General features: G+C 36.4%; 13 protein-coding genes. 9 read left to right on the top strand and 4 right to left on the bottom strand.

The features are described 5' to 3' along the window. Nucleotides 1–15 precede the first annotated feature (15 nt). Nucleotides 16–741, top strand: coding sequence for a hypothetical protein (locus EG849_RS05005; protein ID WP_125011992.1), 726 nt, complete (start codon nt 16–18; stop codon nt 739–741). 63 nt (nt 742–804) lie between these two features. On the opposite strand, the gene EG849_RS05010 is transcribed toward EG849_RS05005, so the two are convergent. After that, complete coding sequence (locus tag EG849_RS05010; RefSeq protein ID WP_125011993.1) at nt 805–1,482, bottom strand: TrmH family RNA methyltransferase; 678 nt, start codon at nt 1,480–1,482, stop codon at nt 805–807. Between the two features lie 56 nt (nt 1,483–1,538). On the opposite strand from EG849_RS05010, the gene EG849_RS05015 reads away from it, so the two are divergent. The 6 genes from EG849_RS05015 (at nt 1,539) to EG849_RS05040 (ending at nt 7,885) form a co-directional block, all read left to right on the top strand. Continuing rightward, nucleotides 1,539–2,069: an RNA polymerase sigma factor gene (locus EG849_RS05015; protein WP_125011994.1), complete on the top strand. Its 531-nt coding sequence runs from the start codon at nt 1,539–1,541 to the stop codon at nt 2,067–2,069. Further along, entirely contained in the window at nt 2,069–2,854 is a 786-nt protein-coding gene (locus EG849_RS05020) for an anti-sigma factor (protein WP_125011995.1), read from the top strand. The genes EG849_RS05015 and EG849_RS05020 overlap by 1 nt, the downstream gene beginning before the upstream one ends. Before the next feature lie 70 nt (nt 2,855–2,924). Next, entirely contained in the window at nt 2,925–3,614 is a 690-nt protein-coding gene (locus tag EG849_RS05025) for an SIR2 family NAD-dependent protein deacylase (protein WP_125011996.1), read from the top strand. 110 nt (nt 3,615–3,724) lie between these two features. Continuing rightward, nucleotides 3,725–5,071: an adenylosuccinate lyase gene (gene purB, locus EG849_RS05030; RefSeq protein WP_125011997.1), complete on the top strand. Its 1,347-nt coding sequence runs from the start codon at nt 3,725–3,727 to the stop codon at nt 5,069–5,071. A gap of 338 nt (nt 5,072–5,409) precedes the next feature. Beyond that, the gene (locus EG849_RS05035) at nt 5,410–6,021 is read left to right on the top strand and encodes an NAD(P)H-dependent oxidoreductase (protein ID WP_125011998.1); all 612 of its coding nucleotides are present in this window, start codon (nt 5,410–5,412) and stop codon (nt 6,019–6,021) included. Next, entirely contained in the window at nt 6,011–7,885 is a 1,875-nt protein-coding gene (locus EG849_RS05040; RefSeq protein WP_125011999.1) for a monovalent cation:proton antiporter-2 (CPA2) family protein, read from the top strand. The genes EG849_RS05035 and EG849_RS05040 overlap by 11 nt, the downstream gene beginning before the upstream one ends. A gap of 55 nt (nt 7,886–7,940) precedes the next feature. Here the strand turns inward: EG849_RS05040 and guaB are convergent, their stop codons facing one another. Together guaB and EG849_RS05050 are read right to left on the bottom strand one after the other, a co-directional pair. Then, the gene (gene guaB / locus EG849_RS05045; RefSeq protein WP_125012000.1) at nt 7,941–9,413 is read right to left on the bottom strand and encodes an IMP dehydrogenase; all 1,473 of its coding nucleotides are present in this window, start codon (nt 9,411–9,413) and stop codon (nt 7,941–7,943) included. 104 nt (nt 9,414–9,517) lie between these two features. Then, complete coding sequence (locus tag EG849_RS05050; RefSeq protein WP_125012001.1) at nt 9,518–10,381, bottom strand: hydroxymethylglutaryl-CoA lyase; 864 nt, start codon at nt 10,379–10,381, stop codon at nt 9,518–9,520. Between the two features lie 213 nt (nt 10,382–10,594). Between EG849_RS05050 and EG849_RS05055 the strand changes: the two genes are divergently transcribed. Both EG849_RS05055 and EG849_RS05060 read left to right on the top strand, forming a co-directional pair. Then, nucleotides 10,595–11,206 (top strand): hypothetical protein, encoded by a 612-nt coding sequence (locus EG849_RS05055; protein WP_125012002.1) that lies wholly within the window; start codon nt 10,595–10,597, stop codon nt 11,204–11,206. Next, nucleotides 11,203–11,934, top strand: a complete 732-nt coding sequence (locus EG849_RS05060) for a DUF3307 domain-containing protein (protein ID WP_125012003.1) — start codon at nt 11,203–11,205, stop codon at nt 11,932–11,934. The genes EG849_RS05055 and EG849_RS05060 overlap by 4 nt, the downstream gene beginning before the upstream one ends. On the opposite strand, the gene EG849_RS05065 is transcribed toward EG849_RS05060, so the two are convergent. Further along, nucleotides 11,887–12,912: a quinone-dependent dihydroorotate dehydrogenase gene (locus EG849_RS05065; RefSeq protein WP_125012004.1), complete on the bottom strand. Its 1,026-nt coding sequence runs from the start codon at nt 12,910–12,912 to the stop codon at nt 11,887–11,889. The two genes, EG849_RS05060 and EG849_RS05065, sit on opposite strands and share 48 nt — an antisense overlap. Between the last annotated feature and the right edge of the window lie 28 nt (nt 12,913–12,940).

Consider the following 12,940-nt stretch of genomic DNA (forward strand, 5'->3'; position numbering starts at 1 on the left):
AGCCAAAGACAATTTATGAAAAATTTTCTACTATTATTCGTTTGCCTATTTTCCATCTCTAAAATTGTTGCTCTAAATAATCAAATTTTTACAATTAAGTCAAAGATAATAAGCTTCGAAGAATTAGTAATACTTAGAAAAAAAATTGATTCTGTCAACGAATTTAAAACATTATATGATGACGATAGATATTCTGTTAGAGATTCTTGCCGTGGAGAATTTGGAGGTTGGGTGAAATTCAAAGATAAGAAAACTAAATTTGAGTATATATTTGAGTCTACTTGTGCGCTAATGATAAACAAATTCAAAGGAAAATACATCGTCACTGGAACACTAAACCATATGGGAGGATTTACAAAAATATACGAAATAACAAATCCATTATTGCTAAAAAAAATAAATAGAGGGGAAAAAATTATTTTCCAAAAAATTGGAAATAAAGGAGCAAAAATACTTGTTAATAAATTTGGAATGACAACATTGTTTACATTTGAATACAATAAAAGATTATTTCATATTGTTTCCAATTCTTCAGAGACTTTCATCAGCGAGATTGAAAATGGAGCATTTAAAAAGATACAATCACTCTATAATAAAGAGATTCATACAATTATTCCCAGAATCTTGAATTCAGATAATTCCTCTAAAATATTTTTCAACGATTACACAGTTAAAGGACTTAAGGGTAAAGGATATTTTGAAGTCGATAAAAACAATATTACAGTCTTTACTGTTGAATAAGACGGCTTGGTCTTTCATTAAGCAAAATTTTCACTTATAAATCCTGAACCTTTCGCTTTAAAACTATACTAAATTATTAATTTCCTTATAACGCTGTTCAATTCTTTTAATATCTTTTATCGAGTTTTTTGTCCAAGCCAATCGAAGCGCAATCATTTCTTCTTCAGAAAGATGCCAATCTAAATCTGATTTGTGAAGGCGGCCCATAATATTTTGAATGATAATCGCCGCTGAAACTGAAATATTTAAACTTTCTGTAAAACCAGCCATCGGAATTTTCATAAAACCATCGGCTTCATTCATCACTTCTTCTGAAAGTCCGTCGCGTTCGGTCCCAAAAAATATAGCAGCAGGTTTTGTAATATCAAATTCATCCAGCAAACAATCGTTCTCGTGTGGCGTCGTAGCAATGATTTGATAGCCTTTTTCTTTTAATGATTTTATACATGAAACATTAGAATCATACCGATTCACATCCACCCATTTCTGGGCGCCCATTGCAATTTCTTTATCGATGCTTTTCCCGAATTTCTCTTCAATTACGTGTAAATTCTGTATCCCGAAGACTTCACAGCTTCGCATCACGGCACTGGTGTTGTGCAACTGGAACACGTCTTCCACGGCAACGGTAAAATGATTGGTTCTTTTTTCTAAAACTTTAAGGAATTTATTTTTGCGGTTTTCAGTTATAAATTCTTCTAAATAAGCAAGATATTCGACTTCAGAAGTATTTTCTTTCATATAATTAGTGATTTTCTTAAATAGTTTTCTTAATTTGGCTAAGCTAAAAATAGGCTATGACGCAAGAAGAATTATTACCGCAAATTTACAAAAAAGACGACAGAGCATTTACATTAATGTATGATATGTATTCAAAAAGTCTTTACAGTGTTATTTACAACCTCGTTCGCGACCAAGAAGAAGCAGAAGACGTGCTTCAAGAAACGTTTGTAAAAATCTGGAAAAACATTGATAGCTATAACGAAAGCAAAGGACGTTTTTACACGTGGATCCTTAATATAGCCAGAAATACAACCATCGACAAACTTCGCTCGAAAGGCTACAACAACAAGCAAAAAAACCTTAGTTCTGATAATTTCGTACATCTGTTAGACGACAGCAACAAGCTGACCAATAAGATTGATACAATTGGAATTCGCGAATTTGTAAAAAAATTAAAACCAAAATGTATCCAGATTATTGATCTTTTGTTTTTCAAAGGATATACCCAGCAGGAAGCTTCTGATGAATTGCAAATTCCGCTTGGAACTGTCAAAACCCAGAACAGAAACTGTATTAATGATTTAAGAAACTTTTTAAAAGTATAATGGATAAGCAAGAATATATAGATTCAGGTATTTTAGAACTTTATGTTTTCGGGCAGCTTGAAGAGCCAGAATTCAGTGAAGTGGTAAGGATGTCCGAAAGCGATGCAGACATAAAAGCTGAAATTGTGTCAATTGAAAAAGCGATAATCAATTTCTCAGAAAGCGTCTCGCCTTTCCTATCGTCTGAAAATTATGAAAAAATCCGTGCGGCGTTGATGCTGAAACACGGCGTGGTGGATATGGCTCCAAAAAAATCGAACATCTTTTTATACCTCGGTTATGCCGCATCGATTTTATTGCTGATCGGCGTGGGGTATCAATATCAAAAATTACAAGAAAAAGATACGCAGATTGTAAATGTTGAAAAAGAAAGAAGTGATTTGCAAAAATCAGTTGTCGACCTGACATTGCAAAATAAGGAATCGGAAACGGCGCTTTCTGTCGTTAGAGATAACAATAATGCCGTGATTGCTTTGGCCGGACAAGAAGTTTCCCCAACCTCTTTTGCAAAAGTATATTGGAACAAAAACACAAAAGCGGTTCATATTGACGCTGCCGGCCTGCCAGAACCTCCTGAAGGAATGGTATATCAGGTTTGGGCGTTGAAATTAAATCCGCTGACGCCGACGAGCATCGGTCTATTGGATGATTTCAAAGGAAATTCAAAACGTATTTTCTCTGTTGAAAATGCCAATGATGCCGAAGCATTTGGTATTACGTTAGAACCAGCTGGCGGAAGCGTTTCTCCAACATTAGAACAACTTTACACTTTAGGAAAAGCTTAATTTGTAATAAATTTATATCTTTAAGACGCCTTATATGGAATTTCATATAAGGCGTTTCTATTTTTAAACTATGAAAAAGAAATTAGTCATATTATCTGGAGCCGGAATCAGTGCTGAAAGCGGCATCAAAACATTTCGCGATTCTGACGGACTTTGGGAAGGCCACGATGTTATGGAAGTTGCATCTCCCGAAGGCTGGCAAAAAAACCAGGAGCTTGTTTTAGATTTCTATAATAAAAGAAGACAGCAGCTCAAAGAAGTAAAACCAAATCGCGCACACGAAATTTTAGCTGAAATGCAAGAGGATTATGACGTGCATATCGTTACCCAAAACGTGGACGATTTACACGAACGCGCCGGAAGCAAGAAAGTGCTACATCTTCACGGCGAATTATTAAAAGTAAGAAGCATCAAAAACCACCACTACATTTTAGATTGGAGTGAAGATGTAAATTTAGGCGATCTTGACGATAACGGCAACCAGCTTCGTCCCCACATTGTTTGGTTTGGTGAAGCAGTTCCTGCGTTAGAAGAAGCGATTCCCTTGGTGATGCAAGCTGATTATTTGGTGGTTATCGGAACTTCGTTGCAAGTTTATCCCGCCGCAGGATTGATTGATTTTGCAAAACCCGAGGCTACATTATTTTACATCGATTTGAAACCGGCTACAATTTCAAACTTAAAAAATCCACTCGAAATTATTGTAGCAACGGCTTCCGAAGGAATGAATATTTTAAAAGAAAAGCTATCTAAAAAATAAGCTGTAAATTAAATGTAAAATTTGCCCTTTTTTCAAAATCGAATTGACAAATATCTTTTATACTTCGTTCATATAAAGTATATTTGCGTTTACTTGAACAACAACACAAAATGACAACTTTAACAGAACTAAACGCTATATCGCCAATCGATGGAAGATATAGAAGCAAGACAAAATCATTATCAAATTATTTTTCAGAAGAAGCATTGATCAAATATCGTGTTTTGGTGGAAATCGAATATTTTATTTCGCTTTGCGAGATTCCGTTGCCACAACTGAAAAACATTGATGCTTCTTTATTTGAAAGTTTGAGAAATATCTACAAAAACTTCTCAACCGAAGACGCCCAGTCTATAAAAGACATTGAAAAAACAACAAACCACGATGTAAAAGCGGTGGAATATTTCATCAAAACGGCTTTTGACAATTTAGGTTTATCAGAATACAAAGAGTTCATCCACTTTGGATTAACCTCTCAAGACATCAACAATACCGCCATTCCGTTATCGACAAAAGAAGCTTTTCAAGAAGTGTATTTGAAATCTTTAATCGAGTTGACTTCAAAATTAAAAGAATTAAGTGTAGAGTGGAAAGACATTCCAATGTTGGCAAGAACACACGGACAGCCGGCTTCCCCTACTCGTTTGGGCAAAGAAATTGCGGTTTTCGTAGAACGCTTAGAAGAGCAGATGCGTTTGCTTTTCAACATTCCGTTTGCTGCTAAATTTGGTGGCGCAACCGGAAATTTCAACGCGCATCACGTTGCCTATAAAAATATTGACTGGAAAGAATTCGGAAAGAATTTTGTGGAAGGAAATCTTGGATTGCAACATTCCTTCCCGACGACACAAATTGAACATTATGACCATTTTGCAGCATTTTTTGATGCTTTAAAAAGAATAAATACTATCATCATTGACTTGGACAGAGATATTTGGACGTATGTTTCAATGGATTACTTCAAGCAAAAAATTAAAGAAGGCGAAGTAGGCTCATCTGCAATGCCACACAAAGTAAACCCGATTGATTTTGAAAATTCTGAAGGAAACTTAGGAATTGCCAATGCGGTTTTCGAACATCTTTCTGCAAAACTACCTTTGTCAAGATTGCAACGTGATTTGACTGATTCAACGGTTTTGAGAAATGTTGGCGTGCCAATCGGACATACAATCATCGGTTTTGAAGCTACGCTTAAAGGCTTGAACAAATTGCTTTTAAATGCTCCAAAATTTGCTGAAGATCTAGAAAAAAACTGGGCGGTTGTTGCCGAAGCAATCCAAACGATTTTAAGAAGAGAAGGGTATCCAAATCCGTATGAAGCTTTGAAAGGTTTGACACGAACAAATTCGGTAATGAACAAAGAATCGATTCATGAGTTTATTGGAACTTTAGATGTTTCTGACGACATCAAAAACGAGCTTTTGGTCATTACGCCAAGTAATTATTTGGGAGTTTAAAAACCTCAAAATAAATATAATAAAATCCCGAGAATGAAATTTATCTTTCATCTCGGGATTTTTTTTTGAATTTGTTATTTTTTTTTCGGAAATTTAAATACCGTAACGTCTCTTAACCTTAGATTTCTGATGCTGAACTGAAGATTTAGTGCTGGCAGAAATCGACAAAGTACACCAATAGCCCCGATTGTAGCGGAAATCCTTTTTTTTAGAAAGTGCTATTTTTTTCAAATTTAAAACAGCGCCCGAAGGAAGCTCGTTTTTAATTTAGAAAAAAAAGCGGTTTAAAAAAAGATTGTAGCGGAAAGCGGGAAATAGCTTAAAAAAAAAAATAGCAAATGCCTAATAAAATTCTGATCATTTTTGCACATCCACTTTTTGAAAAGTCTGTTGCAAACAAGGCTTTGGCGAATCACATTCCTGATTCAGAAAACATTACGTTTCACGATTTGTATGAGATGTATCCTGAATTTGATATTAATGTGAAGAAAGAGCAGGAATTGCTGAACTTGCACGATATCGTGATTTGGCACCATCCCATGTATTGGTACAGCTGTCCGCCGTTGCTGAAACAGTGGATCGATATGGTCTTGGAATATGGCTGGGCTTATGGAAAATTAGGTTTGGCGCTTCAGGATAAGATTCTTTTTCAGGTGATAACGACCGGCGGCAATCAGGAAAATTATTGCGAGGAAGGCCGTGACCAGCATACCATTGCACAACTTTTACAGCCTTTTAAGCAGACTGCAAAGGTTTGCCGGATGCATTATTTGCCTCCGTTTGTGGTTCAAGGAACGCATCGAATGGATGAAAAAATGTTTGAGAGAAAAGGAATTGAATATAGAAATTTGCTTCAATATTTGGAAAATACAACGGTGAATGTGAAGCAGACCCAAGGGTTTAATTACCTGAATGACTGGATAAAAACCTTAGAAAATAATGGAAAATAACTTTTTTCTTCAAGCGATAGTCTACTTGGCGGCGGCGGTAATTTGCGTTCCGATTGCCAAGAAAATTGGCTTGAGCTCCATTTTAGGCTATTTGTTTTCAGGAATAATTATCGGTCCTTTTGTACTGGGTTTTATCGGTTCTGAAGGCCAAGATTTGATGCATTTTGCAGAATTTGGTGTGGTAATGATGCTTTTTTTGATCGGCTTGGAATTAGATCCTTATAAGTTTTGGAAGATGCGGCGGTTCATTTTAGGAATGGGTTCGCTTCAAGTAGTCATTACTTCGCTCGTCATTTTTATTTGCTGTTCGATCATTTTTGATTGGAATTGGCAAACCGCTTTGACGATTTCACTGGCGTTGGCACTTTCTTCGACTGCCATTGTTTTGCAGACTTTAAAGGAAAAAGGGCTGTCACAGACTTCTGTCGGCCGTTCTTCTTTTGCTGTTTTGCTGTTTCAAGATATTGCCGTGATTCCAATTTTGGCGATAATTCCATTGTTAGTTTCGGGTTCGAACGTAATTCCAGATGATGATATTCACCATTCTTTAATTTCAAATTTAGACGGCTGGCTGCAGACTTTGATTGTAATTGGAACTATTGTGTCTATTTATTTTTTAGGCAAGTATATGATTGTGCCTTTGCTTCATATTGTAGCCAAAACAAGGTTGCAAGAATTGTTCACGGCTTCGGCATTGTTGCTGGTTTTATCGGTTTCTTATTTGATTCAATTGGTGGGTTTGAGTCCGGCTTTGGGCGCTTTTATGGCAGGAGTTGTTTTGGCAAACTCTGAATTCAGGCACGAATTAGAAGGCGATATTGCTCCCTTTAAAGGATTGCTTTTAGGCTTGTTTTTTATAGGAGTCGGCGCTTCGATTAACTTTAAATTGATCATTGACAATCCCGCATTTATCTTGATTTTTGGGTTTATTCTGACAATGATTAAATTTTTTGTTTTTCTTGGAATTGGAAAATTATACAAAAAAAGAATCGACCAGAATTTTCTTTTTGCCATCGGCTTGAGCCAAGCCGGAGAATTTGGTTTTGTGATCATGAGCTTTTCGATGCAATTGAATATTATTCCGAATATGCTGGCAAACCAAATTATGGCGATTATTGCGATCAGCATGATTTCTACGCCATTTTTGCTATTGATTAATGAACGGTTGATTGATCCCTTTTTTGGAATAAAGGAAAAAAACACCAATACATACGATGAGATTAATGAGAATAATGATGTGATTATTGCAGGTTTTGGAAATTTCGGAAGCACCATTGCACGGCTTTTGAAATCAAACAGAATTCCAGCTACGATTCTTGATATGGATTCTGATCGTGTGGATTCGTTGCGAAAAATGGGGTTTAAAGTATATTATGGCGATGCGACGCGACTGGAATTATTGAAAGCGGCGGGTTGTGAAAATGCCAAATTGTTCATTGCGGCAATTGATAATCCGACAGCGAATTTAATTGTAATTGAATTACTGCAGAAACATTTTCCGCACTTGAAAATTTTGGCTCGAGCCAGAAATAGGAATGACGCTTTTGAATTGGTCGATATGGGATTGGACAGCATTTATCGTGAAAACCTGTACAGCGCTGTTCATCTTGGCGTTGATGCCTTGGTTTTTATGGGACATCGCCGTTATTCTGCAACCCGACAAGGGCAACATTTTATCAAGCACGATGAAGAGGCTATTTTTAGATTGGCCAAAAAAAGACACGACAAAAAAGCATTTATGATTTCGGCTTTGGAAGAAATTGAAATGCAAGAACAATTGTTTAAAACCGATTTATTTAATCAAATTGTACCTGAAGATCACGCTTGGGAAAGTGATAATTTGAAGAAAGATAACTTGCAATAAAAAGAAAAGCCGAAATCTAAACAGACTTCGGCTTTTTATATCAATTGAAAAATTATTATCTTGAATAATTCGGAGCTTCTTTTGTAATTGTCACATTATGAGGATGGCTTTCACCGATACCGCTTGCCGTAATTCTAACAAAACGCCCTGTTTCTTGTAAAGTTGCAATGTTTTTTGAACCGCAATAACCCATTCCTGCTCTTAAACCTCCGATGAATTGAAGCATGCTTTCAAAAAGTTCTCCTTTGTAAGGAACTCTTCCTACGATTCCTTCTGGAACTAATTTTTTGATATCGTCTTCCACATCTTGAAAATAACGGTCTTTTGAACCTTCTTGCATTGCTTCCACAGAACCCATTCCTCGGTAAGATTTGAATTTTCTTCCTTCAAAAATAATTGTTTCGCCTGGAGATTCTTTCGTTCCTGCTAAAAGTGAACCTAACATTACGCAGTCAGCACCCGCAGCAATCGCTTTTGGAATATCACCTGTGTAACGAATTCCACCATCAGCAATGACAGGAACTCCCGAACCTTTAATTGCCGCAGCTACTTCAAGAACAGCAGAAAATTGAGGAAAACCAACACCTGCCACAACTCTCGTCGTACAGATAGAACCAGGTCCTATTCCAACTTTTACCCCATCAGCACCATTTTCAACTAAATATTGAGCCGCTTCTGGAGTTGCAATATTTCCGACGATTACATCTAAATCCGGAAAGCTTTTCTTTACTTCTTTTAAGACATCCACCACCCCTTTTGTATGTCCGTGAGCGGTATCAATAATTACAGCATCAACGCCGGCAGCAACCAATGCTTCCGCACGTTTTACAGCATCAGCAGTTACTCCCAAAGCTGCCGCAACGCGAAGACGGCCAAATCGGTCTTTGTTTGCGATTGGTTTTTGAGTCAATTTAGTAATATCTCTGAAAGTAATCAATCCAACTAATTTATAGTCAGCATTTACTACAGGAAGTTTTTCGATTTTATTTTTTTGTAGAATTCCTTCGGCTACTTCAAGTGTTGTTCCTTCGCCTGCCGTTACTAAATTTTCAGTTGTCATTACTTCCAAAATAGAACGAGCATTATTTTTTTCGAAACGCAAATCACGATTCGTAACGATTCCTTTCAAAGTTTGATTTTCATCTACTACCGGAATTCCACCGATGCTGAATTCTCTCATTACTTGTTTTGCATCGCCAACTGTTGCAGTCAAAGGCAAAGTTACTGGATCGATAATCATTCCAGATTCGGCTCTTTTTACTTTTCTGACTTCAGCAGCTTGCTGTTCAATCGTCATATTTTTGTGCAAAACACCGATACCGCCTTCTTGCGCCATAGCAATTGCCATTGCACTTTCAGTAACCGTATCCATTGCCGCAGAAACAATCGGAACGTTTAATGTAATATTTCGAGAAAATTTAGATTGAATGCTAACTTCGCGCGGTAAAATTTCAGAGTAGTTTGGGATGAGCAGAACGTCATCGTAAGTAAGGCCTTCTCCGATAACTTTAGTAGTATGTGCTTTCATGTTGCAATTTGTAGTTAAATTGCGTGCAAATATAATGATTTTTAAACAAAAAAGAAAATGTTTTTATTTATTTGAATTTCAAGTACTTTAAAAGCTTTTAACTTTTAATGATAGGCCGTAAAAATCTTTGTGGCTTCATTATAAGCACTTTCAAAACTCATCGGACTTGTTTCTGTCGATGCTTTTTCAGCCGTAAAATAAGATAACATTTTCTCTGTAGGCATATTTCCGGTCAAATCATCTTTTGCCATCGGACAACCTCCAAAACCTTGTATTGCGCCATCAAATCTGCGGCATCCTGCTTTGTAGGCAGCATCAATTTTTTCAAACCATTTATCTGGAGTCGTATGAAGGTGCGCTCCAAATTCTATATGTTGGTATTTAGAAATCAAATTAGAAAACAAATAATCGATGACTTCTGGCGTCGAAGAACCAACTGTATCTGAAAGTGATAAAATTTTCACGCCCATATTTGATAGTTTTTCAGTCCACTCGCCCACGATTTCAACGTTCCAAGGATCGCCATACGGATTTCCAAAACCCATCGAAAGATACGCTACGACTTCTTTGTCTGTCGCATTTGCAATGTCTAAAATCTCTTGCAAAGTCACCAAAGATTCCGCAATCGTCTTGTGCGTATTTCGCATCTGAAAATTCTCTGAAATCGAAAACGGATAGCCCAAATACTTAATTTCCTTGTGTTTTGAAGCAACTTCGGCTCCTTGCGTATTGGCAATAATCGCCAAGAGTTTGCTTCGAGTTTGCGACAAATCAAGTCTTGCCAGAACTTCGGCCGTATCCACCATTTGAGGAATGGCTTTTGGCGAAACAAAACTGCCGAAGTCAATGGTATCAAACCCAACCCGCAACAGCGATTGAATGTAATCCACTTTTTTTTCCGTCGGAATGAAGGTTTTAATTCCTTGCATTGCATCCCTTGGACATTCGATAATTTTTACGTGTTCCATAGAAATTCAAAGATAGCAAAGAAATTGAATTTACGAAATCGTTTTTTTCTTTTTATTATCTATTTTATTACCGAATTACGTAATTTAAATAAATATTACTTTTTTAAGTAATAAAATTAGTTATTACTTAATTTGGTAATATTATAAATTATTACGTTATTTGGTTACTACTTTTTTTTAAAAACTTTTGAATTTTTAATTTATATTTGAATTATGACAAGCATCATCATTGGAGATATTATCAATTCACGAAAACTGCCTGTAAAAAAATGGCTCCTTCCTTTGAAGCAATTTCTTAATAACCAAGGAAAAAGCCCCAAAGACTGGGAAATTTTTAGAGGCGATCAATTTCAGCTGGAAGTAAAAAATCCAGAAGAAGCGTTGCTGATTGCCATTCAAATAAAAGCACTGCTGAAAAACATAAAATTAGACGCCCGGATGAGTATCGGCATAGGTGAAAAAACATATAATGCGAAGAAAATTTCAGAAAGCAATGGATCTGCGTTTGTTAACTCTGGCGACTTGTTTGAAAACTTAAAGAAGGAAAAAATTACGCTAGCCATAAAATCGGGCAACGCTATTTTTGATTATGAAATTAACCTGGCACTTCGCTTGGCATTGGTAACGATGGACAGCTGGCTTCCACAATCCTCTGAATTTGTTTCAGTCGCCATCAAAAACCAATCTCTTTCACAAGAACAAATCGGAGCAATACTAAATATAAACCAAGCTGCGGTGAGCCGAAGAAAATCTAGATCACAGTTTGATTTAATAATGGAATTTGATGCCTATTATAGAGAGAAAATTAAAAAACTAAGTCTATGATTTTATTTATAAAATTGCTTTTGGCTCATCTACTGGGAGGTTTTCTCTTACAGCCCGATTCTTGGGTTTCGCAAAAAATTGATAAAAAACACAACAGTATCTTCCTGTACATTCACTCCATTTTGCATGGTTTGCTAGCTTGGATCTTCGTTTTTGAAAAACAATTTTGGCTTTTCGCCATAGTGATTACCATTTCTCACGGTCTGATCGACCTGATGAAGTTGCATTTCCAAACAGAAAGAACAAAAAGAAACTGGTTCGTTTTTGATCAAATTTTACATCTTTCAGTACTGGCCATCGTTGTGCTTTGGTATCAAAAAACGACGCTCTTTTTTCTGCCTGATTTCAAAAATAATTTATGGATTATCGGAACATCTGTGATTTTCTTGACAAAACCAACATCCATTTTAATCAAAAATATTATTTCAATTTGGACTCCAGACGAAAGCAATAAGGCAGACCATTCGTTACAAAACGCTGGAAATTACATCGGAATTTTGGAAAGGTTGTTTATTTTCTGCTTTATTTTGATCGGACATTTTGAAGCCATTGGCTTTCTTTTAGGAGCAAAATCCATCTTCAGATTTGGTGATTTGAGAATGGCGCGCGACAGAAAACTGACCGAATATGTTTTGATCGGAACTTTAATTAGTTTTGGAATCGCTATTGGGATTGGACTTTCAGCGCAGTTTCTTATCCAAAATTTTTCGGTTTATTTTCTTGATTAAAGCGGGACCTTCATAAATAAACCCGGTATATAATTGAATCAAGCTCGCTCCAGCTTCTAATTTTTCAATCGCATCATCGGCAGAATGAATTCCCCCTACTCCCACAATTGGAAACGATTTGTTGCTTTTTTCAGATAAAAAACGAATGACTTCAGTGGAACGTTTTGTCAAAGGTTTTCCTGACAAGCCACCCATTTCGGCTTTGTTTTCAGACTGCAAACCCTCTCTTGAAATCGTAGTATTTGTAGCAATTACACCCGCAATTTTAGTTTCATTTACAATATCAATAATATCCAAAAGCTGTTCGTCGGTCAAATCTGGAGCAATTTTCAGCAAGATCGGCTTTTGTTTTGGCTTTGCCACATTTTTATTTTGAAGCGTCTGCAACAATTGCGTCAACGGCTCTTTGTCTTGCAACGCTCGAAGGTTGGGCGTGTTTGGCGAGCTTACATTGACCACAAAATAATCTACGTGATCGTACAAAGCATCAAAGCAAATTTCATAATCAGAAGTCGCTTCTTCGTTAGAAGTCAATTTGTTTTTGCCAATATTTCCGCCAATTAAAACGCCGTTATTTTTTTTCAATCGTTCCACAGCTTCAAGCACGCCACCGTTGTTAAAGCCCATTCTATTGATAATCGCAGAATCTTCTTTTAATCTAAAAAGTCGTTTTTTTGGATTTCCTTCCTGGCCTTTAGGCGTTAAAGTCCCAATTTCAATAAATCCAAAACCAAGATTCGAAAGTTCTTTATATAACTTCGCGTCTTTGTCAAAACCAGCGGCCAAACCTACCGGATTTTTAAATTTGAGGCCAAAAACTTCGGTTTCTAATCTGGCATCTTTTACTTCATAAAGTGACCTAAAAATAGCAGGAAAACCCGGAATTTTATTCAGAAAACGAAGCATTGAAAACGTGAAATAGTGAATTTCTTCGGGGTCGTACTTAAAAAGAATCGGACGAATTATTGATTTATACATTGTAGTTGTGTTGTGTTTTGCAAAAATA

Origin of the sequence: Flavobacterium macacae, assembly GCF_003865365.1 — a bacterium.
Taxonomy (GTDB): Bacteria; Bacteroidota; Bacteroidia; order Flavobacteriales; family Flavobacteriaceae; genus Flavobacterium; species Flavobacterium macacae.